The sequence below is a fragment of the Kribbella sp. CA-294648 genome (genome assembly GCF_050943845.1).
Classification (GTDB): Bacteria; Actinomycetota; Actinomycetes; order Propionibacteriales; family Kribbellaceae; genus Kribbella.
In genome coordinates this window covers 2,583,280-2,604,305 of sequence record NZ_CP191981.1, presented here as the reverse complement: position 1 = coordinate 2,604,305, position 21,026 = coordinate 2,583,280, and the positions used below count along the sequence as shown (strand labels likewise).

Annotated in this window: 18 protein-coding genes; 9 read left to right on the top strand and 9 right to left on the bottom strand. The window is 67.2% G+C overall.

Translation table 11 applies throughout. The features are described from left to right. Window positions 1-174 precede the first annotated feature (174 nt). A complete protein-coding gene (locus ACQPYM_RS12580; RefSeq protein ID WP_433019635.1) occupies window positions 175-1,026 on the top strand; it encodes an EamA family transporter in 852 nt (283 codons plus the stop codon). On the opposite strand, the gene ACQPYM_RS12575 is transcribed toward ACQPYM_RS12580, so the two are convergent. Next, complete coding sequence (locus ACQPYM_RS12575; protein ID WP_433019632.1) at window positions 965-3,142, bottom strand: hypothetical protein; 2,178 nt, start codon at window positions 3,140-3,142, stop codon at window positions 965-967. The genes ACQPYM_RS12580 and ACQPYM_RS12575 overlap by 62 nt on opposite strands. Window positions 3,143-3,264: 122 nt before the next feature. On the opposite strand from ACQPYM_RS12575, the gene ACQPYM_RS12570 reads away from it, so the two are divergent. The 5 genes from ACQPYM_RS12570 to ACQPYM_RS12550 all read left to right on the top strand — a co-directional run bounded on the left by ACQPYM_RS12570 (window position 3,265) and on the right by ACQPYM_RS12550 (window position 7,979). Next, the gene (locus ACQPYM_RS12570; protein ID WP_433019628.1) at window positions 3,265-5,814 is read left to right on the top strand and encodes a tetratricopeptide repeat protein; all 2,550 of its coding nucleotides are present in this window, start codon (window positions 3,265-3,267) and stop codon (window positions 5,812-5,814) included. A 45-nt stretch (window positions 5,815-5,859) separates the two neighbouring features. Then, window positions 5,860-6,072, top strand: coding sequence for a PadR family transcriptional regulator (locus ACQPYM_RS12565; RefSeq protein ID WP_433019625.1), 213 nt, complete (start codon window positions 5,860-5,862; stop codon window positions 6,070-6,072). Continuing rightward, window positions 6,069-6,893 (top strand): ATP-binding cassette domain-containing protein, encoded by an 825-nt coding sequence (locus ACQPYM_RS12560; protein ID WP_433019622.1) that lies wholly within the window; start codon window positions 6,069-6,071, stop codon window positions 6,891-6,893. The genes ACQPYM_RS12565 and ACQPYM_RS12560 overlap by 4 nt, the downstream gene beginning before the upstream one ends. Continuing rightward, entirely contained in the window at window positions 6,893-7,573 is a 681-nt protein-coding gene (locus ACQPYM_RS12555) for a hypothetical protein (protein WP_433019619.1), read from the top strand. The genes ACQPYM_RS12560 and ACQPYM_RS12555 overlap by 1 nt, the downstream gene beginning before the upstream one ends. Before the next feature lie 193 nt (window positions 7,574-7,766). Continuing rightward, window positions 7,767-7,979 (top strand): hypothetical protein, encoded by a 213-nt coding sequence (locus ACQPYM_RS12550; RefSeq protein WP_433019616.1) that lies wholly within the window; start codon window positions 7,767-7,769, stop codon window positions 7,977-7,979. A 16-nt stretch (window positions 7,980-7,995) separates the two neighbouring features. On the opposite strand, the gene ACQPYM_RS12545 is transcribed toward ACQPYM_RS12550, so the two are convergent. Further along, window positions 7,996-8,802, bottom strand: coding sequence for an MBL fold metallo-hydrolase (locus tag ACQPYM_RS12545; RefSeq protein ID WP_433019613.1), 807 nt, complete (start codon window positions 8,800-8,802; stop codon window positions 7,996-7,998). Window positions 8,803-9,079: 277 nt separating this feature from the next. On the opposite strand from ACQPYM_RS12545, the gene ACQPYM_RS12540 reads away from it, so the two are divergent. From ACQPYM_RS12540 to ACQPYM_RS12530, 3 genes are all read left to right on the top strand, one after another. Next, window positions 9,080-9,376: a hypothetical protein gene (locus ACQPYM_RS12540; RefSeq protein ID WP_433019610.1), complete on the top strand. Its 297-nt coding sequence runs from the start codon at window positions 9,080-9,082 to the stop codon at window positions 9,374-9,376. Continuing rightward, entirely contained in the window at window positions 9,373-9,552 is a 180-nt protein-coding gene (locus tag ACQPYM_RS12535) for a hypothetical protein (RefSeq protein ID WP_433019607.1), read from the top strand. Before ACQPYM_RS12540 ends, ACQPYM_RS12535 begins: the two co-directional genes overlap by 4 nt. A 219-nt stretch (window positions 9,553-9,771) precedes the next feature. Beyond that, complete coding sequence (locus tag ACQPYM_RS12530) at window positions 9,772-11,007, top strand: glycoside hydrolase family 5 protein (protein WP_433019604.1); 1,236 nt, start codon at window positions 9,772-9,774, stop codon at window positions 11,005-11,007. Between the two features lie 565 nt (window positions 11,008-11,572). On the opposite strand, the gene ACQPYM_RS12525 is transcribed toward ACQPYM_RS12530, so the two are convergent. The 7 genes from ACQPYM_RS12525 to ACQPYM_RS12495 all read right to left on the bottom strand — a co-directional run bounded on the left by ACQPYM_RS12525 (window position 11,573) and on the right by ACQPYM_RS12495 (window position 21,004). Further along, window positions 11,573-12,982, bottom strand: a complete 1,410-nt coding sequence (locus tag ACQPYM_RS12525) for a GDSL-type esterase/lipase family protein (protein ID WP_433019601.1) — start codon at window positions 12,980-12,982, stop codon at window positions 11,573-11,575. A 17-nt stretch (window positions 12,983-12,999) separates the two neighbouring features. After that, the gene (locus tag ACQPYM_RS12520) at window positions 13,000-14,907 is read right to left on the bottom strand and encodes a glycosyl hydrolase 53 family protein (protein ID WP_433019598.1); all 1,908 of its coding nucleotides are present in this window, start codon (window positions 14,905-14,907) and stop codon (window positions 13,000-13,002) included. Between the two features lie 81 nt (window positions 14,908-14,988). After that, window positions 14,989-16,299 carry an RICIN domain-containing protein gene (locus ACQPYM_RS12515; RefSeq protein WP_433019595.1) on the bottom strand — a complete coding sequence of 437 codons (1,311 nt, stop codon included), beginning with the start codon at window positions 16,297-16,299 and terminating at the stop codon, window positions 14,989-14,991. Between the two features lie 72 nt (window positions 16,300-16,371). Beyond that, window positions 16,372-17,895 carry a glycosyl hydrolase 53 family protein gene (locus ACQPYM_RS12510; RefSeq protein WP_433019592.1) on the bottom strand — a complete coding sequence of 508 codons (1,524 nt, stop codon included), beginning with the start codon at window positions 17,893-17,895 and terminating at the stop codon, window positions 16,372-16,374. Window positions 17,896-17,908: 13 nt separating this feature from the next. Then, window positions 17,909-18,742: a carbohydrate ABC transporter permease gene (locus ACQPYM_RS12505; RefSeq protein WP_433019589.1), complete on the bottom strand. Its 834-nt coding sequence runs from the start codon at window positions 18,740-18,742 to the stop codon at window positions 17,909-17,911. Beyond that, window positions 18,729-19,652: a carbohydrate ABC transporter permease gene (locus ACQPYM_RS12500; protein ID WP_433019586.1), complete on the bottom strand. Its 924-nt coding sequence runs from the start codon at window positions 19,650-19,652 to the stop codon at window positions 18,729-18,731. The genes ACQPYM_RS12505 and ACQPYM_RS12500 overlap by 14 nt, the downstream gene beginning before the upstream one ends. Further along, entirely contained in the window at window positions 19,652-21,004 is a 1,353-nt protein-coding gene (locus tag ACQPYM_RS12495; RefSeq protein WP_433019583.1) for an ABC transporter substrate-binding protein, read from the bottom strand. Before ACQPYM_RS12495 ends, ACQPYM_RS12500 begins: the two co-directional genes overlap by 1 nt. Between the last annotated feature and the right edge of the window lie 22 nt (window positions 21,005-21,026).

Here is a 21,026-nt window from a genome sequence, read left to right as displayed (position 1 = left end):
GGTCGGTGGTTGGAGTGCTGGATTGCTAGGGTCGCGGGCATGTATCGCATCAGCACTCCGCCGGCCGCCGCTTAGCGGACGGCCGGTCTCAGCACGCTCAGGTTTCTGACCTGGGCTTCTTTGGGCTGTTCGCAGACGCCCCGATCCTTTCGTGCGAACACCCTGGAGTGTCTGATGCACCACCGTCTCGCGCCGTCATCGGCGCGTGGTCTCCTGTACGTCGCCCTGGCCGGAATCGCGTGGGGCACCGGCGGCCCCACCGGCGCCCTGCTCTTCCAGCACAGCGGCCTGAACTCGACCGCGATCTCCTTCTGGCGCCTGCTCGGCGGAGCGCTCTGGTTGGCGGTCGCCTGCCGTCTGCTCGGACGAGGGCCGATCGTCCAGCAGTTCGCCGCTGCCCCGATGCGCTACCTCCTGAGCGGTCTCGGCCTGGCGGTCTGCCAACTCGGGTACTTCGCCGCCATCCCCCGCATCGGCGTCGCCGTATCGACCGTCATCGCACTCGGCGCCGGCCCACTCTTCATCGCCTTGGGCGCTCGCGAGCGCATCACGAGCACCTTGCTGCTCGCAGTACTGGGGCTTGGTCTTCTCGTCTCCGGAAGCGACGGCAGCGGCGGCTCACCAGTTGCGGGCGTCGCCTTGTCGCTTCTCTCGGCGGCCGGCTACGCACTGACCACGCTGCTCAACCGCGATCAGCAGGACCCCCTCACCAGCGCGTTCCTCGGCTTCGCCACCGGCGCATTCATCCTGTTGCCCTTGGCAATGACCGGAGGAGTCGCTCCGGCCATCGGCAGTTGGCCGTTGCTCGCGTACTTCGGTCTCGTACCGACCGCGCTTGCGTACGCCTTGTTCTACACCGGACTCAGAGCCGTTCGCGCCTCGACCGCCGCCGTCATCGCCCTGATCGAACCGCTCCTGGCCGCGCTGATCGGCATGCTCGCTTTCCATGAGCACCTGACCACTCTCAGCCTTGTCGGCGCTGCCGTACTCCTCGCCGCGGTCCTCCTTCAGGCGCGCCGCGAGTAACCCGGCGGTGAAGCACCACGCCTAGCAGCAGAATCGCCACCGCGGCTGCGGCAAGGCCTGCTGTGCGAAGGACAGAGGAATTGCCGGCAGGTGAAGCAGTTGCCTGAGGCACGCTTTCTGTCGTGGGCCGGTTCGGCGCTTCGGCGACGACGTTCACCTTGACCGGTTTCAGGGTGACGTCGTTGCCGTCGCCGCCGCGGTAGCTGATCGCGTACTTCGCACCGCCGACCGCCACCCCGGCGCCTTCGGTGAGATCCGTGAAGGTGCCCACGACCGGGTCCGAGCCCGCATTGGCGATGAGAGTGATCCCCTTGGCGGAGGACTCGGGCTTGGCCGTTGGGTCGGTGATGAGCGCGCCCGCAAGTGTCACCGCACCGGTGACGTTCAGCGGCTTGCCGTCCACGCGGGTCGTCAATCGGCCGGTTCCGGATTGCGCGAAGTCCCCGTCCACCGAGAACGACCCACCGAGTACGCCGGTGTTGAGCAGCTTGCCGCCCGTGAAGGTGCCGGCGAGGGTGGATGTCTTTGCCAGCGTGACAGTCGAGTTGCGGCCGGCCGAGACCGTGGTACCGGCGATCATCGTGAGGTTGCGCAGCGTCTGGTTTCCCGCGCTGGTCAGGTCGAGCCTGGCGCCCGCCTTCGTGAGGGCGACGGCACGGCTGGACTTCAGGCTGCCTCCCGTGAGGGCGAGGACTCCCTGCGAGATCGTCGTTTTCCCTGTGTAGGTGAGAGATCCGGCGAGGCGGGTGGTGGCTGCGCCTGCCTGGGTGAAGGATCCGCTTCCGCTGATCTTCGAGAGCGAGATCGTCTTGCCGGTGTTCTGCACGATCAGCGAACCGTCGTTGACCACCTTGAACAGCGCGGCCTTCGTCAGCAGGCTGCCGTCACCACCCGATCGCCCACTGCCGAGCCGGAGGATCGCGCCTTCCTCGATCGTGGTGGAGCCGTCGTAGTACTGGTCGGCCGCGAACGTCACGTCGTTGCCCCGCACCGACTTGATGACGATGGCGCCGGCACCCGGCGACTTGAGCGTGTCGTGGAAGACGCCGCCGCCGATCGGCGCGCCCAGTGTCACCGGGCCGTTGTAGGCGAAGGTGAGCTTGGAACGCGACCGCGCGGCCAGCAGGTTGATGTAAACGGTGTCCGCGGTTCCCGGCATGAAGATCTCGTTCGTCGTGCCGTCACCCCACTGCACGTTGGCGCCTTTGATGTTGGTACCGCGCTTGTTGAGGCTCTTCGGAATCTTGCGCCAGTTGATGGCCGGGTCACTGAGTGACGGGTCGGTGTCGCCGCCGCGGTCGGAGTAGCTGTACTGGCCGGTGAGCACGACCTTGCTGCCCGGGCGCGACTGGACGTTGATGTCGCTGCCGTACTCCCGCTGGTAGAAGTTCTGCCGCAAGGTGACCGTCTGGCCCAGCGGGGTGTCGACCGTCCAGGTGCCCTGGTTGAGGACGGCCCGCGCGTTCGGCAGCGCCACGGCGAACTCGGGTTTACCGGCGGCCATCCCGGTCCCGTTGTCGATCACACCGGAGAACGGATGAGTCCCCGCGAGGTCGAGCGTGCCCCACAGGAACCGTGGCTGAGTGACCAGTCCGGAGCCGCTGATCGTGCCGAGATTGAAGGTCCGGACGAGGGACAACCGCAGCGTGCCGTTGACCTCGATGTTGTCCTGGTTGAGCTGGTAGCCCGGGGTGTTGTACGGGAATCTCCCGATCAGCCCGGTGCTCCCACCTGTCCCGTACTGCAGCGTGGCACCCCGGTCGACGATGACCGCCGGCGGATCGGGGTTCTTCACCACGACGTACGGATGGTTGCCACCCTGGATGTCGACCGTCTGCCGCTGCTTGGCCTTCGGCACCGTGAAATCGCTGTCCTTGCTGAGGATCAACGTGCCACGCCCACTGATCCGGAGCGTCCCCTCACCGGTGATCACTCCGCCGTACGTCGTAGTACCGGAGGGCACCCGCACGACAGCATCACCCGACAACGTGACGTTGCGACCGGCAATGATCTCGCCCGTGATGTCCCCCGCCCCAGCCGCCACCGCCGCCCCCGGCTGCACCAACGCGCCCACCACTCCGACCGTCGCAAGCAGTACTACGCGGCGCCTACTCACAATCCGGTGCCTCCTCGATCAGTTGCGGACCTGACCCCACCAGGCACGACCGGCGCCAACCCTACTTGCCGCGCGGACGCGTAGGGTGATCCGGACATCATCCGGACGGAAGGTGCCAGGGTATGGGCGAGCAGTTGGGGAACCTGCCTGATCCGGGGCAGGCGAGTGAGCTGAACGACCTCGTCGAGCAGCTCCGGCGATTGAAGATCTGGGCCGGCGATCCGTCGTACACAGCAATCACCGCCGCGATCAACAAAATGTGGACCACCGCCGGGCGTCCGCCGGCGGAGTTGACCAGAAAGTCCACGGTGGCCGACTGCTTCCGGACCGGCCGGCGCCGGCTGAGCGCCGACCTGACGCCGGCGATCGTCGAGGCACTCAACCCCGATCCCGCGTACGTCGCGCAGTGGCGGCAGGCGCTGCGGGTGATCTCCGGTGAGACCGAAGCGGCTGGTCAGGTCCGGGTCGCCGACACGTTGCCCGAGGACCTTGTCGAGTTCTCCGGCCGCTCCGCCGAGCTCGCTGGCCTGCGGGATGTGCTGGCACAAGGTCGCGACCAGGCCCGCATCATCGCCATCGAAGGCATGGCGGGCGCCGGCAAGACGCGGTTCGCAGTACACGCTGGTCACCTGATCGCCGGGGAGTTCGACCAGGTCCTGTTCGTGAACCTGCGGGGATTCCATCCGGATCCGGCGCAGCCGCCGGCCGATCCGGCCGCCGTACTCGATGGGTTCCTTCGGCTGCTCGGAGTTCCCGGGCACAAGATTCCGCACGGACTGAGTGCGAGATCGACGTTGTACCGCGAGAGCCTCGCGGATCGCCGGGCCCTGATCGTCCTGGACAACGCGGTCGATGCCGACCAGACGCGATCTCTTCTTCCGCGGACTCCCGGCAGCCTGACGCTCGTCACGAGTCGCCTCGATCTCAGCCCGCTCGGTGGTGTCGCCCTGCCGGTCGGAGTCTTCGCGCCCGAGGAGTCGATCGCCTTTCTGTCCCAGGCTGTCTCCGCCGACCGTGACGACGCTGCTGCCGAACGGATCGCGGCACGCTGCGGCCACCTGCCACTGGCACTCGGCCTGGTCGCCGGTTACATCCGGGCCACCCCCGACTGGTCGTTGTCGGACCACGCCGATCGTCTGGAGGAACGACACCAGGACCGCAGGCTGGAGACGGAGGTTGAGCTGGCGCTGGAGTTGTCGTACCACCACCTACTCGCCGACCAGCGCCGCCTGTTACGCCTTGCCTCTCAGCATCCTGGCGATGAACTGGACGCGTACGCCGCAGCCGCCCTCTGCGACACCGACCTGGCCGCCGCCGAGTCCGCTCTGCACGTCCTGCACCGCGACCACCTCCTGCAGCTCACCACGCCCGGCCGCTACACCTTCCACGATCTGGTGCGCGCTCACGCCCATCACAAGGCGGTGGACGAGGACAGCCCGACGGATCGCCGCACGGCCCTCACTCGCCTGTTCGACTACTACCTCTTCACTACCGCGACAGCGACGAACATCCTGTTCCCGAGCTACGCCTCCCGCCGGCCACAGATCACGCGACCGATCACGCCCGTTCCGGAGCAGGCCGACGACGACGCTGCCCAGCAGTGGCTGGACAGTGAGCGCCGGAGCCTGGTCGCCGTGGCGAGGTACGCCGCGCAGAACGGCTGGCCCAGGTGCACGACCCTGCTGTCGATTCTGTTGCACCGCTACCTCGACGTGGTCCATTCCGGCGATGCACTGGTGATCCATCGGCAGGCCCTCGAGGTCGCGGAGTTGGTGGGCGATCCGCTGACGAACGGGCAGGTACGGATGAGCCTTGCCAGCGCCTTCCGGTCATCGGGACAGTACGAGGAGGCCGTCGAACTGCTGCTGGAGGCGGCGCCCTACTTCCGCCAGGCCGGCGACCAGGTCGGGGAGGCCGGCGCCTACAACCTGCTGGCGGTCGTCGAGAAGCGTCTTGGCCGGTTCGAGTCCGCTGCCGACTTCCTCAAGCGGGCACTGGCCCTGTTCCAGGAGGCGGGAGAGCTGAACGGCCAGGCCAGCGCGCTGAACATTCTCGGTCAGCTCGAGGAACGGCTCGGCCGGTACGACGAAGCTCTCGAACTCCTGGGCCAGGCGCTGGCGATCTACCGGCGGACCGGCGTACGGATGGGCGAGGTGAACGCGCTCAACGATCTCGGGGAGACGGAAGGCAAGGCGGGCCGTCACGAGTCCGCCGAGCGGCATCTGCGCGAAGCGATCGAGCTGTGCCGGGCGATGGGCTACCGAGCCGGCGAAGCCTCCACTCTCGACAGCCTGGGGACCCTGCACATCCGGATGGGCCGGCCGGCCGAGGCCGCTGCCCATTACCAGGAATCGCTGACGATCTTCCGCGAGATCGGTGAGCGGGACGGTCAGTGCTGGGCGCTGGCAGGGCTTGGCGATGCCGCACTCGCGGCCGGTGACCCCGATGGTGCCCTGACGCAACATGGTGCCGCACTGGCTGTCGCCGCGGACATCGGTGCTTCCGACCACGAGGCTCGCGCCCAGGCCGGCCTGGGCCACGCCCATCGGGCCCTCGGCAACCGCGCCGAGGCGAGACGGCACTACGAGCGGGCCATCACCATCTACTCAGAGATCGGGATGCCCGAGGTGGCCGAAGTACGCGCCGCCCTGAAGGCGGTCGACGAGCGGTAAAGCAGCCTGGTTGCTGCGGGGTTCGACGAGATTCCGGGCGGCACGTTGTATCCCTCCCTGCTTCGGCTGGAGAAACAAGGGCTGGTCCAGACGGAGTGGGTTCCGTCCGCGACGGGACCACGACGCAAGTACTACGACCTGACGGCGGCCGGACACGACGCTGTCGCCGAGCGGATCGGGTCCTGGCATCAGTTTCGTGACGCCGTCGACTCCCTTGCAGAGCAGGTCCAAGGATCCCGAGTGGAGCGGTCCAAGTGACGCCGGCCGAGGAATGGTCGCGACGGCTGGACCGGAGTTTGATCGAGCTCGGTGTGGAGCCGGCCGAGGCACGCAGGCTGACCGAGGACAGTCACGACGAAGCTCGGGGCGCGGGTGCCGACCCCAGCGAGCTTTACGGACCTGCTGCCGCGTACGCCGTCCGGCTGGCGCAGGCCGTCCGCACTCCCCAGCCACGGTTCTCGGCGATGCCCGCGGGTGATGTCGTACTGCGATTGTCGCGGGTCTCCAAGCGCTACGGCCGGCAGACCGTTTTCAACGGCGTCAGCCTGACCCTGCGAGCCGGCGAAGTGGCCGCCGTCGTCGGCGCCAATGGTTGCGGGAAGTCAACTCTGCTGAAGATCTGCTGCGGGATCACGGCACCTTCCAGTGGAGTGGTGGAACGCACGCCGCGGATCGGCTACGCGCCACAACAGGGCGGAGTCTCCGGGTTCCTCACCCCAGCCGAGCACTTTCGGCTCTTCGGCGCCGTCCACGGGATGGGCCGGCGCAAGTCCGTTGCTACTGGCAACCAACTCTGCCGGCGACTCGGCTGGCGGCCGCGGTCCGGCCTGGCCGCGGCTCAGCTGTCCGGTGGAACCCAGCAGAAGCTGAACGTCGTCCTCAGCGAACTGAACGGCCCCGATCTGATCCTGCTCGACGAGCCCTACCAGGGCTTCGACCAGGACAGCTATCTGGACTTCTGGGACCAAGTGCTCAAGTGGCGCGACGCCGGCGCCGGAGTACTGGTGGTGACTCACCTGCTGCAAGACCTGGAGCGGGTCGATCACCTGGTAGAGCTGCACGGATCGGAGGACCGGTGATGGTGTCAGCAGTAGCCGCGGTGACGCTTCGCGAACTCGTCCGCCGACGCCGCGCCCTCGTACTGGTCGTCGCGCTGCCACTGGCGTTCTATCTGGTCCGGCTGGACACGCCGGGACAGGCGATCCGATTCATTGCCCTCGGCATCGGATGGGCCGTCGCCACGCTGTCCTTGTTCACCCATGTGAGCTCACGTGACCTGGACCAACGACTCGCGATTGTCGGTGCGTCACCGAGCGCGCTCATCGCCGGACGCCAACTGGCCTTGACGGGAACCGGTCTCGCGTTGGCCGGGGCGTACTTCGCCCTGGTCGCCCTCACCCAGGACGTCGCCCACCTGTCGGCCATCGGACTACTCCTCGGTACCTGCGTACTGATCGCGGCTCCCCTCGGCGCCGCCGTCAGCCTGCTCGTCCCCAGGGAACTCGAGGGAGCACTGGCCTTGCTCTCGATCATGGCTCTGCAGATGCTCGCGGACCCCAACGGCACGGCCGCCAGAGTCCTTGGGCTGTGGTCGACCCGGGAGTTCACCACGTACGCCGTCGACCCCTCCGGCGGCGCTGACCTGTCGCAGGGGGTGTTGCACTTCATCGCAGCAGCCGCGATCGCCATTGCCATCACCTGGGCCGCCGGTGTACTGCGCCTCCGCCCCCGCCAACTCCCGACCCCGTCCACTCCGTAGTACGCCGGGTCGGAAATTCCGCAAGCGATAGCGGTGGGCACTAGCGGCCGACTCGCCTCTCGTGGTGCGTGTTTTGGTGCGCGCGTAGCGTGAGGGGTGACCGTCGGCTTCTCGGATTCGCCAGCCAAGGTGTGCCGTCTGCGGTGAACGACTCCCGGCAGCGCAGTGCGCGGCCGCGAAAGCAGGCGGTCCTGTGGACCACCAGGACGACGACCGGTCGCGTCCGGCCGGCGGCGAGCAAGCCCAGTTCAGCTCGATCATCGCGATCGCCGAGGGAATCCTGATCGAGCGTTACGTAATCTCCGCGGAGCTGGCCAGAGCCTTGCTCGAACATCGCTCGGCGGCCGCCGGTCTACCCGTGGTCGAGGCCGCCAACTGGCTGCTCTGCACCCAGGACCTGCCCTGACCGCATCACTTCTTCGCTAACGAGGCCCTAGCTGCTCGCGTTGCCATTCGTACAGGGCAGGCAGCCAGTCCTGGCCATAGGTGGCATCTGGGCCGATGCGTGGGTCGTCGGGAGTGCGACCGTCCCGTAAGGCCTGCACGTACGCGCGATCCAGCTCGATCCGAGCCTGTACCTGATCAGCTCCCCCGACGGACCCATGACCGGGGATGACGACCTCGACGTCGTCCGCCACTTCCTCGAGCAGTCGCAGCCCGGCGAGATAGTCATCAATCGGAGCCGTCGCGCCCAGGTCGGGGAACGGCATCAGGATGTCGGAGAGCATGTCCCCGGCGACGAGGACCCCACGCTCCTCGACCAACAGCGCCGCGTGGCCTTGGGCGTGCGCCGGATGCTCGATGATCCGAACCGTCGGGCCGTCCCAGGGAAGCCGCGTGGTTCCGGCCGGTAGGCCGGTGATGAGGCCGAACAGCTCCAGCGGTATGTCGTCGGCGATCTCCGGCGGCAGCCCTTCGGCGACGCGAGCCTTCCAGTCCGGGTCCGCCAGGACCTCCTGCATGAAGGCCGCGCAACGAGCCGTCCCGTACCGGGGTGCATCGCCGAGTTCCGCGTGCCAGAGCACATGGTCCCAGTCCGGATGCGTCGAGAACCCGGCCACGACGGGCTGACCCAACGCGCGCAGATCGTTCGCCAGGCAGGCCATTTCGCCGCCTGTGATCCCGGGATCGACCAGCAGCACACCGGCCCGGCCCTGGACTGCCACGGCGTTGTTCTGGAGCAACTCGCTCTGATGAACCAGCACTCCCTCAGCGACCTGGGTCAGCACAGGCGTCTCCCTTCCACAGCATCGCACCCTACGGCAGGGCCCCGACGTTTCGAAGCTTCGCGCCGGTCTACGGTGGCGGCGGCATCCTGCCGCTGTCGCCGGCGAAAGCGTTCGCGACCGGGCGCTTCAACAAGGTTCCGGTGATGCACGGCATGACCCGGCACGAGTACCGCACGTTCGAGGCCGCGCAACAGATCTACGGCGTACCGCCGATCAGGGACTAGGCCGAGTCGCCCGACGGGTCACCGCCTATGTCGGTACTGCGAACGCTTCCAAGGTGCTGGCGCGCTATCCGGCCGCGAAGTACGGGTCGTTCAGTGAAGCCTGGTCGGCGGTTGTCACTGACGCCAACTTCGCACGCTCGGTCAGCGACGTCAGCCGTGTTCGCTCGCGACAGGTGCCCACCTACGCCTATGAGGTCGCCGACGAGAACGCCCCTTGGGTGACTGGCGCACCGCCGCCCACCTTCCCGGTCGAGGCATTCCACGCGGCCGAGTTGCAGTACCGGTTCGACACGGACTCTTCGCGGGACAGCGGCTCGCGCCGGCGCAGGTGCGGCTCGCCGACCAGATGACCCGCTACTGGACCCGCTTCGCGCGAACCGGAAACCCGAACGGGCCGGGCTCACCGCACCGGCGTCCGACCACCGGTGACACCGCCCAAAGCCTTGCCCCCGGCAACAACCGGGTACGGCCTAGGGACTTTGCGAGAGACCACTCCTACGAGTTCTGGCAGGCCGTCTACCGCTGACCGGTGCGGGTGTGCACGTTCCCAGATTTATGGCATCCAGCTCTTGTGCTGCAGGGGCTGGATGCTGTTCCATCTGTAGCACCCGCCCCCTGGTCTCGCTTTTTGCAGGCCGAAACCGCGTTCCTGCCGGCTGCCTTGGGTAAGCCCTGGCGCACTGTCGAAGCGCTTCGACAATGGGCGCCGACCGCCCTGACCGCCCCATGTTCCACAGGAGGACGTATGACCAGACGACTGAGTTTCGCCGCCGCGTTCGGGCTGCTGGCATCGCTGCTCGTCATCGTGCCGGCGGCCAACACCGCGCCGCGCGCCGAGGCAGCGGAGACCAGCCAGACGAGCAACCAGGCCGCAACCGGCACGCAGGCGAGCCCCGCGCAGGTCGTGGCCGACCTCGGCGCCGGCTGGAACCTCGGCAACTCGCTGGAGGCCAACGCCAACGGCTATCCCAGCGAGACGGCCTGGAACAACCCGACCGTGACGCAGGCGATGATCGACAAGGTGAAGGCGGCCGGGTTCAAGTCGATCCGGATCCCGGTCTCCTACCTGCGCCACATCGGGCCCGCGCCCGGCTACGCGATCAACTCCGCCTGGCTGAACAGGATCCAGCAGGTCGTCAACTACGCCTACTACCGCGGCCTGAACGTGATCATCAACATGCACGGCGACGGTTACAAGTCGATCCCGTACGCCTGGCTGATCTGCGACGCGTCCAACCAGACGGCGATCAAGGCGAAGTACCAAAAGGTCTGGCAGCAGATCGGGTACCGGTTCCAGAACTACGACAACCGGCTGATCCTCGAGTCGATGAACGAGAACTTCGACGGCCAGTACGGCCGCCCGACCCAGCCCTGCTACTCGAACATCAACGCCTACAACCAGATCTTCGTCGACACCATCCGGCGGACCGGCGGCCACAACAGCTCGCGCTACCTGCTCGTCCCCGGCTGGAACACCAACATCGACTACACCGCCGGCAACTACGGCTTCGTCGTACCGACCGACCGGTACCGGTCCTCGTCGATCCCCAGCAACGAGCAGCGGATCATGATCTCGGTGCACTACTACTCGCCCTGGGACTTCGCCGGTGAAGAGAACGGCACCATCACCCAATGGGGGCGCGGGGCAACCAACCCGTCGAGGAAGTCGACCTGGGGCCAGGAGGACTACCTGACCGCGCAGCTCAAACTGATGTACGACAAGTTCGTCGTCCGCGGCTATCCGGTGGTGGTCGGCGAGTACGGCTCGATCGACAAGACCTTCGCCGACTCGTCGAACAACCGGTACCGCGCTGACTTCGCGCGAGCCGTGGTGTCAACCTCCAAGCGCTACGGCGCAGCCACCTTCTACTGGGACAACGGCGTGAACGGCCAGTACGGCTTCGGCTTGTTCAACCGCAGCACCACATCCGTAACCCAGCAAGGCATCATCGACGCGATCCGAGCCGGCGTAGCCAGCTAACCCCAAACCGCCCGGGGCCGGCCCGTCCCACCGGCCCCGGGCATCTCTGGGCGTAACCCCGCGCGCCCTCCGACGCCCGCTCCTACGTCGCGTGCACGTTCGACCACTCCGACCCACCCGATGTTGAGAGCACGCTCCTACGTCGCGAATGCGACCACGATGCGCAGCCGACCTGCGCGCTGAGGCGAAGTCCGTTGGGTGGTTGGCCGTGCGGGCCTGGCCTCGCTGAGTGGCAACCCGGGCTTTCGGTGGCTGACCATCCCATTGGCCTGGAGTGGAAGGCATGAAGTTGCTCAAACCATGCCGGCGACATTTCCGTAGCCCCACCCCATTTGGGCGGTCAGCCACCGAGCTTGTGGGTTGCCACCCCGGAGTACTGGGTGGCAACCCGCGCTTTCGGTGGTTGACCGCCTATCTGGCGTGGGGTGGAGGGCGTGACGGGGTGGCCGCGTGGACGGCCAGCGGCTTCAGCTCACCTCGTCGGATTCACGCCCAACAGCCTGGGTGGATGGTTGAGGAGACCGCGGGCCGTTTGCCCACCACCCAACGGGAGGCCGCGCGGGGCCTACAGGTACTGGTCGAGGACCGGCGCAAGACGTTGGGCGATCTTGGCGTGGCCGGTCGGGCTGGGGTGGACGGAGTCGACCAGGTCGGTGGTGGTGTTGATCCATCCGGTGGTGTCGACGAAGTGGACCTTGCTGTCGCCGGCCGTGGTTCGGGCCGCGACGGCGTTGCGGGTCTCGGGCACATACCGATTCCGGAACGTCTGCAGCGCGAAGATGTGGGCATTCGGATAGGCCCGGCGAACCCGCTCGAGGAGCACGACGTACCCCTGCTGGAACTGCGCCGCGGTCACCCCGTGACCCACGTCGTTGGTACCCAGATTGATGACAACACCGGTCGCCTGATAGCTGGCGAAGTTCCAGTCGTCGGAGGTCGACCGCGATGTGGAGCGCCGGAAGAAGTCCATCATTCCCACGCAGTCCCGACTGACCAGGCACGCGCCACCTTCAGCCACCTGCGTGTGCCCAGCCCTGAGCGCCTCACCAGCGCGCCACGGATAGGCGACGAACGGCCGATCCGCAGTGGGCTGGCCGACAGTGATCGAGTCGCCGATGAACTCGATCAGGTTCTGCGGCCGGGTGACCGGCGCGGTTTGCCCGCCCCCGGCGAGGATCAGGCCACCGAATCCCGGATCGCCGTTGTACGAACCGGCGCGCTCGCGATAGCCGATCCGGACGCTGTGTGTGCCACTGGCCAGTCCAGTAGCAAGCGTGACGCTGCCAGAGACATTACGACGCCAGGTCAGAGCCCCACCGTCGATGGAGTAGAACAGGTCGGCGGCATTCCGCTGACGTACGCCGATCGAGCTCCCGGTGAACCGCGCATCGACGTACCCGCCGGCCCATCCCATCGTGTAGAAGGACGCATTGGACCGGTTCCAGCGACCGTAGTACTGGAGATTCGGGTCATCGAGCCGACCCGTACCGGCCGATCCGCCGGCCGTCACCTCGACGTCGATGTAGTCCACGTTCGGCAGGCCGGCGGCGGTGGTCGGGCTGAACGCGATCGTGTTGCTTCCCGCCCTCACCTGCACCGCAAGGGTTTTCGTCGACCACATCGACCAGGCGCCAGTCCCCTCGAACGTGGTACCGGCAACCCGCGAGCCGTTCACAACAACATCCGCCGGCCGCACGGTCGTAGTACCGCTGGCGAAACGAATCCCCACCGTCGCAGTGCCCGCCGCCGCAGCATTGGCGGTGAACTGGACAGCAGCACCAACAGCATTAGTACCGTTGCAGAAGCCAGTCCCCGAGTAACCTGAGTGATCGGTATCAATAGTGCCGCTGCAAGTAGCCGGCGCGGTCTCCGCTTCGTACCGGGCGGGTGCCGCCGATGCGGTGGTGGCCGGTGCCAGGACGGCCAGGCCGGCGATGAGGGTCGCACTGATGAGCGAGGCTCTGAGTTTCATCATGGGTCTCCGTGCTGTTGTTACGGGGCGGATGTGCGGGCGACCACGTCGATGACGGCTTTCACCTCTCCCCTACGCGTCGTCCCGGTGACGGTGACCTGGCCGGGCGCATCCGTCGCTCCCGGAGGCAACGCCTGCCAGCGAACCGGGACAGCGGCGATGCGCTTGCTCGCCGTGGTGAGGACCTGGATAGTGCGCGGCAGCGCCGGCCTTCCGCCCACCACGGTGGTCGTGTAAACGGTGTCCTCGAGGACGAACTTGGCGCGGCTGGCGTTGTAGACGTTGATCGACGCATGCGGTTCCCAGGTGTTCGCCAGCCCCGGTACGGCGCGGAACATCGTCTGCCAGCCGGCCGGCTCCCACGTCAGTACGCCGACGCCCTGGTTGCCGATCACGTCGTTCGTGGCCTGGAAGACGCGTTGGATGGCGTCCGCCTGCCCTTGCACCGTGCGCGGGAAGGGCGAGTTCGGCATCGGGGTGCCGTTGCCGCCGGATGCGGGGTACGACGTCTCGGCGACCTCGATCTCGTAGCCGGGATAGGTCTTGGCCATCGTGTGCAGGTTGACGTCCAGCGCCTCCGGCGTACCGTGCCACTCCGGGTAGTAGGAGATCGCCAGTACGTCGGGGTTCTGGCCCTTGGCCTTGACCCGGGTGAGGAACTGGTTCCAGAACTCCATCGTCTTGGCCAGCCGGCCGGTACCGACGATCACGTGGATCTCGACCTTGGAGCGCGGCGACGTGTCGCGGACCGCCTTGATGCCGGCCGCGGCCAGCGTGGTGAACCGGTCCCAGGACTCGTTGTAGAGGCGCTGCTCGACGGGATCGGCCGAACCCCAGTACTTCCAGAGCAGACCGCCGCCAGGCTTGGACTGATAGGTCGAGGCCTGGTCGACGAAGTACTGCGGGGCCGTCGTACCGATCAGCGCCGCCTCACTGCCGTACATGAAGCCGTTGATGATCTCATTGCCGACAGCAACCTTTTCCGGGACGGTGCCCTGCGCGGCGAGCCGGCGAAGGTAGCCGGCCGTGTAGTCGTACACCGACCGGGTCAGGTCGTTGAACTCCAGCTCGGCCCAGCGCCGTGGCTTCGGTTGCTTGCTCGGGTCCGCCCACGAGTCCGCGTAGTGGAAGTCGATCCCGAGACCCATCTTCCGCTGCTTGATCCACTGCGCGGACTGCAGGGAACGATCCGGTCCCTGGCGGGGAACCGGTGTCAGCTCTCCCGTGCTCTCGTTCCTCGGCTCGTTGAAGATCCGCAACCGGGTGAACTGCATGCCGCGATCCTTCACGACGTCCAGCAGATGCGGCCCCGCCCCGCGGTCGGCCGCCAGCGGGTCGACCCAGTACTGCCGGTCCTGGTAGTCGTCCACCCAGGACAGGTCGGCACCGAGTACGACGTCGTCGCGCAGGTAGTTCAGGACCTCGAACTCGCTGACCGCCAGTTTGCTGCTGGCCGGCGAGCCGATGACGGTGAGCCGCACGTAGCGTGTTCCCGGTCGGGTGAACAGGTGGACCGCGCCGCGCGAACGGCTGCGATCGTTCGACCGATCGGCGATCCTCGACCAGCGGCGGCCGTCGGACGACGCGTCGACGACGTACCGGTTCGCCGTGCTGGCTTCCGCGAACAGGACGCGCACCTTGCGCAGGTTGTCGTAGGCCCCGCCCAGATCGACGGTCAGCCGTTGCGGGCCGGCCTTGTCCGCGACCCAGGACGTCGTGGGATCGCCGTCGACGGCCAGCTTGGCGGTGGACGAGCCACTGGTCGCCGTGGCCGAAGCCCAGAACTTGCCGGCGATGTTGCTCTCGATCGGCTTGATGTCCGCGGTACCGAAGACGGCGTGAGCCGGCACCATTTGGGTGCCGGCAGCAACCACGGTCGCGAGGGCGGTCAGCCCCGCGAAGACGCGCAGCGTGCGCTTCTTGCTCATGTTGCCTCCTGGGATTTCGTGGAGCAGCTGGCCGGGGCGCCGCTCGCTCGGTGGTTGAGCGGCGCCCCGGCGAGTCGTGGGTCAGACGCGGCGGCGGGTGAAGCGCTGGTTGGGAGCTCCGTTGACGGTGTACAGGGCGATCCGGGCGCCGTCCGCAGTGGACCGCTCCCAGACGTCCATGGCCAGACCGGACTGCCGGTTGACCAGGCTGATCACGTCGCTGCCGTGCTCGACCACGCGCCACTGCTGACTGGTGGCAGTGCTGTCGGTCTGCTGGACGACGTTCGAGCCGGTCGCGGTGCCGGTTGCCTGGAGGAACAGGCCGCTGTGCTTGGCCTTGAGGCGGACGTAGCCACTGCCGGCGTCCACGAACTCGAACTGCTGGTGGGTACCACTGGTGGCGGTGCGCTGGACGAGCCCTGCCCCGGCGGCAGTCGAGGCCCCGTTGATCTCGGCGGCCTTGCCGCTGTGCTGGGCCGCCAAAGTGAAGAGACCCGTCACGGGGGACGTGGTGCCCAGCTGGGCTTCCCACCTGGTGTTGGATCCGGCCGCGTCCGCCGGGAGACGGTCGCGCGCGGCGGTGTCGCCGTACATGGTCCAGCGGGCCCAGTCGACGACGGTCCGCGGGAAGCGCTGGTCGCTCCAGAAGCTGGTGTGGCTGCCGCCGACGAAGGTCAGGAACGCCTTCGGCCAGGTCATCTCCGTGTACGCCTGCCGGGCCGACGAGTACGACGTGGTCGAGTCCCGGTCGCCGTGGACGAACAGGACCTTGGCGTTGACCGAACTGGACGGGTTGCCCATGTCCACGCAGGACTGCGGGTTGGCCGAGATGATCCGGCTGTCGGGCCAGGAGGTCAGCAGGCCGTGGGTGACCATGCCGCCCAGGGAGTGGCCGGAGACGCCGACGCCGATGCCGGTGTTGATCCGGCCGGCCAGCGGACCGCTCGCGTTCAGCGCGAGGGTGTTGGTGATGATCTGCGAGACGTCCTTGGAGGTGTTGCCGTTGTTGACGTCACTGAAGTTGTGGTTGAAGTGCGGCGCCGGGACGATGAAGCCCGCCGAGGCCAGCGCCCGGATGATGAACAGCGAGTTCTGCGGGCTGCTGCCGAAGCCGTGGGTCATGTTGTAGACGGGGAAGACGCCGTTGGCGGCAGGAGCGTCCGTCACCGGGTTCCCGCCGGCCGTACCGGTGGCCGGGTAGTAGACGTAGGTGGTGCACGGGCGGCTGCCGCGGGTCCAGTTGTAGCGGCGTACGCCGACCGCGAACGGTGTGGTCGGCGCCGAGGCCAGCGTTCCGGCGAAGCCCGGCAGTGTTCCGAGCTGCGACAGGCCCGCTCCGGCGACGCCGGCGGCGGCACCGAGCTTGAGGAACGAACGACGTTGCATGGTCATGAAAAGCTCCTTGGGGCGGTGGAAAAGCGGGCAGGTACGACGTCGCGGGTGGCGGCGCCGCGCGTGGAAGCGTCAGGGGAGCCAGCGGATATTGGGGTTGAGGCGGCCGGTCCGATCGAAGACGGCCTGGTTCTCCCAGGCGTTGCCGGAGTTGTTGATGTCGGCCGGATCCCAGCCGTTACCGGGTACGGCGGCGTGCCAGGTGGGCTCCCACCAGAAGACGCCAGTCGCACCCGCATTGCGGGAGGTGTTCTGCACAGCCGCGAAGTTGGCCTGCTGTCCCGCAGGGGTGGCCGGGTAGCCGGCGCAGGGTTGCAACGAGGTGATGATGTTGCCGGCGTGGTCGTAGTTGGCCGTGGTGAAGGGGTAGGCGGTCTCGGCGAGGATGACCGGCTTGCCGTACCGGGACTTCATGTCGGAGACGACACCGGCCATGTGCGACAGGCTGCCGTGCCAGTAGCAGTAGTAGGACAGCGCGGTGACGTCCCACTGGACGCCCTGGGCCCGGATGCCGTCGTAGAACCCTCGGGCACCGCTCTCGACGTTGGCCGTATGGATGATGACCTTCGTGGCGCTGTTGCACGCCTTGGTCGCGTTGTAGCCGGCCTTGAGCAGCAGGCCGAGGTTGGCGTAGGTACCGTTGCGGACCCGGCCCTCCTCCCACAGCATCCCGTTGTGGATCTCGTTGCCGATCTGCACGCTGTCCGGTGTGGTGCCCTGCGCCTTGAGGCTGGTGCAGACGTCGTACGTGTAGTTGTAGACATCCGTCTGCAGTTGGCCGATGCCGTGGTTGGCCCAAGCGGCCGGCTTGAATTGCTTGCCCGGGTCGGCCCAGGTGTCGGAGTAGTGGAAGTCGACCATCAGCTTCAGGCCCTTGGCCTTCACGATCCGCGCGTACTCCAGGACCTTGGCCTTGTTGTTGTAGCCACTGCGCGGGTTGTTCCAGATCCGCAGCCGGATGTAGTTGACGCCGGCAGCCTTGAGGATGTCCAGCGGGTCGCCCTGGGTGCCGTTGGCGTAGTAGAACTTCGTGTTGAGGTCGCCGGCCCGCTGAAGCGTCGACACGTCCGCGCCGCGCATGATCGGATCGTCAGCGACGTCGCCGGTGGTCACCTCGAGGTAGTCGATGTTGCCCAGTCCGCCGGCGGTCGTCGCGGCCAGCCGCACGGTGTTGGCCCCGGCCGTCAGTTGCACGGTCACAGTCCGGGTCGCCCACGTGGTCCACCCACTGGTGGCCGCGAACGCCATCCCGGCCTGGGCTACCGACCCGTTGACACTCACGTCACCGGGTCGATTTGTGCCGCTGCCATTGGCGTACCGGAACGCCAGGGTCGCAGTACCGGCGGCCGTTGCGTTCACTGTGAACGCGGCCGCGCTGCCCACGGCGTTGGAGGAGTCGCAGAAACCGCTGCCGGAATAGCCTGAGTGGTTCGAGGCGACGGCGCCATCGCAGACGGCGGGTGCCGACTCCGCTTCGTACCGGCTCGTCGTGGCGGTCACGCCGGCAGGCAACGCGGCCACTTCAGCCGGCGCGGTGAGCAGTCCGGTCGACAGGGCGGCGGCCGTGAGAACCGCAGTGACTTTCCCAAGCTTCATGAAGGACCTCCGTTTATCCCTTGATTCCGGACGTGACGACGCTCCGGATGAAGTAGCGCTGGGCGAACAGGAAGATGAGCAGGACCGGCACCATGTACAGCGCCGCGGCTGCCGCCTGGACGGTCGGGATCGCGTTGCCGCGCGGATCCCGGTACCACGAGGTGATCGCGACCGAGAGCGTCGTGTGGTCCACGTCGAGCAGCAGAGCCGGTGCGATGTAGTCGCCCCAGGTCCAGGTGAACGACAGCAGGAACGACGTGATCAGCGCGGGCCAGGACAGCGGCAGGAAGATCCGCACGAACATCCGGACCCAGCCGCAGCCGTCGATGATGGCCGCATCCTCCAGCTCGCGCGGGATCGCCGCGAAGAACTGCCGAAACAGGAACACCAGGTACGGCGAGGCGGCGAGCCCCCACAGCACCCACGGCCAGTACGTGTTGACCAACCCGATCCGGGCGAACAGCACGTAGGTCGGCAGCAGCGTGAGAATCTGCGGCAGCATCATGGTCGACAGCACCACCAGGAACAGGGCGTGCTTGCCTCGTCCCCGCAACCGGGCGAAGCCGAAGCCGACGAGTGCGCTGGTCGCAGTGACGAGCAGTGCGTAGACGGTGGAGAGGAAGAGCGAGTTGGCCGTGTAGGCGACGAAGTTGATGTCGGTGAGGGCATGGGTGAAGTTCTCCCACTGCGCGTCCCCGGGCAGGATCTTGGCCGGCAGGGCCGCCCATTCCTCGCGGGACTTCAGCGCCGCGAGCATCAGCCAGCCGATCGGCCCGGCGAACAGTACGGCGAGCGCCAGCAGCAGCACGTAGATCGCGCCGGCGCTCAACTTTCTACGATCGGCCATCGTTGTCCACCTCGTAGTAGACCCAGAGCCGGCTCGATCGCTGCACCAGCACGGTGATCGCCAGGATCACCAGGAAGAACACCCACAACATCGCCGAGCCGTAGCCGAACCGGCTGGACTGGAAGAACTCCTCGTAGACCTGGACCATGTACAGATGCGTGCTGCGCGGCACCTGTCCCACGCCCGCGATGCTGTTCGTCTCGGCCAGCAGCAACGGCTGCACGATGATCTGGAACGACGCGATCACCCCGGTCACCACCTGGAAGAACAGCACCGGCGAGATCATCGGCACGGTGACGTGCTGGAACACGCGCCAGCGGCCGGCGCCGTCGACGACGGCGGCTTCCTCGAGCTCTGGGGGCACCCCCTGCAACGCGGCGAGCGTGATGACCATGCCACCGCCCAGCCCCCAGAGCGACACCACGACCAGCGCATAGAACGCCATCGGATCGACCAGCCAGGTGATCGATTCGATACCCGCCACGGCGAGGATCGCGTTGAGCAGTCCAGCGTCCCGGTTGAACACCAGCTTCCACATGATCGCCATCGCGACCACCGGTACGACGGACGGTAGGAAGAAGATCGTCCGCCACAACCCGACCGCTTTCAGCCGCCGGTTGAGCAGCACCGCGAGTCCCAGCGCACCGGCGACACTGAGCGGTACCACGATCGCCGCGAACCCGATGGTCCGCAGCATCGCCGCCCAGGCGTCGGCGTCCCGGAACAGCTCGGTGTAGTTCGCCATGCCGACCCACCGCCAGCGCGGTGAGCTGCCGTCGAAGTTGGTCAGGCTCATCGCGAACGCATAGCCGAGCGGGACCGCCGTCAGCAGCAGGAAGCCGACCACCCACGGCGAGACGAACAGGTAGAAGGTGCGGTCGGAGTACCTCGACCAACTCCGCGCCGCCATCAGCCGATCTGCTCTTTACCCTGTTTGAGCTCCTTGTTGATCTCGTCGGTGATCGCCCGGCAGGCCGCCTCCACACTCGCCTGGTTCTTGATCGCGCGCTGGAGGTGCTTGTCGATCACGCTGTTGCACTTGTCGTTCGTCACGTACGGCGAGTCAGGCAGCGGCGCGGCGTGCTTCAGTTCCTCCTGGGCGACCTGGAAGGACTGCTTCTGGTACGGGAGCTCCTGCGGGAGCTTCGGCATCAGCGACTTCAGCGCGGGCATCCCCCACCCGCTCTTGGCCCGTTCCTCGGCCGGCGGCCCGGCCATGAAGTACTCCATCAGTTTCCAGGCCTCGTCCTTGTGCTTGGCCTTGGCCGGGATGTAGGCACCCACCCCTGCATAGGTGGGACTGACCCGCTTGTCCCCCATGACCGGGGCCGGTGCCATCGCGATACTGCCTTGCAGTGCGGCCTCCTTCACGAAGTTGCCGCCGAACCAGTAGCCGTCCTGGGTGATCGCCATCCGCTTGGCCAGGAACGTGGTCAGGTCGGCGCCGTCCGGCAACGGGTTCAGCGAGGTGGGCCCGATCCCGGCGCGACCGAACTCGACGTACCAGCCGATCGCCCGCCGGCCGGCCGGGGTGGTCAGGTCGACCTTGGTGAGATCGTCGCTGTAGACCTGCTCGCCCTGCTGCAGGATCATCGTCATGATCGGGGCCCACAGATTCCAGGCCCACTCCAGGCCCAGGCCGTACACCTGAGCCTTGCCACCCGAGCGGACGGTCAGCTTCTTGCCGATGGCAAGCAACTCGTCGTGGCCGACCGGTTCGGTGGCGCTCAGGTGCGGAACCTTGGCCTGGTCGAACAACTTCGTGTTGTACCAGAGCGTGGCGTCCTGACTCCAGTCCTTGACGATGCCGTAGTACGGGCCCTGGCCGATCTTGCTGCCGTCCCACCGGAAGCTGTCGTTGACCCCGAGCAGGTCGTCGGCGCGCAGTATCTGACTCTTCTCCAGGTACGGCGTCAGGTCCGCGGCCAGGCCCCGCGCGTTGGTGTTCGCACTCCCGACGGCCGCCGCGCGAACCAGGTCCGGCGGGTTGCCGGAGGCAAGCATCGCGTTGAGCCGGGTGGCCTCGGCCTGGATGAACTCGATCCGGATGCCGGGGTGGTCCTTCTCGAATCCGGCGATGTGCTCCTTGGTGAGCTCGTTGTTGTTGTACATCACGGTCAGCGTCACGGTCCCGCCGCCGGAACCTCCTCCCGGCGACGAGCCGGAGGTGCCGGCGTCACAACCGCTCATCACGGCGCCGACACCGCCCGCTGCCAGCGCCGATCGGGCCAGGAACCGGCGCCGGGTGATCTCTGAGTTCATCCTGTCCTCCAGGAGCACACCG

Excerpts from the sequence above, each read along its gene's own strand:
- ACQPYM_RS12525 (WP_433019601.1), bottom strand. The coding sequence starts at position 12,982 with ATGATGAAACTCAGAGCCTCGCTCATCAGTGCGACCCTCATCGCCGGC.
- ACQPYM_RS12510 (WP_433019592.1), bottom strand. The coding sequence starts at position 17,895 with ATGAAGCTTGGGAAAGTCACTGCGGTTCTCACGGCCGCCGCCCTGTCG.
- ACQPYM_RS12515 (WP_433019595.1), bottom strand. The coding sequence starts at position 16,299 with ATGACCATGCAACGTCGTTCGTTCCTCAAGCTCGGTGCCGCCGCCGGC.
- ACQPYM_RS12580 (WP_433019635.1), top strand. The coding sequence starts at position 175 with ATGCACCACCGTCTCGCGCCGTCATCGGCGCGTGGTCTCCTGTACGTC.
- ACQPYM_RS12530 (WP_433019604.1), top strand. The coding sequence starts at position 9,772 with ATGACCAGACGACTGAGTTTCGCCGCCGCGTTCGGGCTGCTGGCATCG.
- ACQPYM_RS12505 (WP_433019589.1), bottom strand. The coding sequence starts at position 18,742 with ATGGCCGATCGTAGAAAGTTGAGCGCCGGCGCGATCTACGTGCTGCTG.
- ACQPYM_RS12520 (WP_433019598.1), bottom strand. The coding sequence starts at position 14,907 with ATGAGCAAGAAGCGCACGCTGCGCGTCTTCGCGGGGCTGACCGCCCTC.
- ACQPYM_RS12495 (WP_433019583.1), bottom strand. The coding sequence starts at position 21,004 with ATGAACTCAGAGATCACCCGGCGCCGGTTCCTGGCCCGATCGGCGCTG.
- ACQPYM_RS12555 (WP_433019619.1), top strand. The coding sequence starts at position 6,893 with ATGGTGTCAGCAGTAGCCGCGGTGACGCTTCGCGAACTCGTCCGCCGA.
- ACQPYM_RS12535 (WP_433019607.1), top strand. The coding sequence starts at position 9,373 with ATGACCCGCTACTGGACCCGCTTCGCGCGAACCGGAAACCCGAACGGG.
- ACQPYM_RS12500 (WP_433019586.1), bottom strand. The coding sequence starts at position 19,652 with ATGGCGGCGCGGAGTTGGTCGAGGTACTCCGACCGCACCTTCTACCTG.
- ACQPYM_RS12570 (WP_433019628.1), top strand. The coding sequence starts at position 3,265 with ATGGGCGAGCAGTTGGGGAACCTGCCTGATCCGGGGCAGGCGAGTGAG.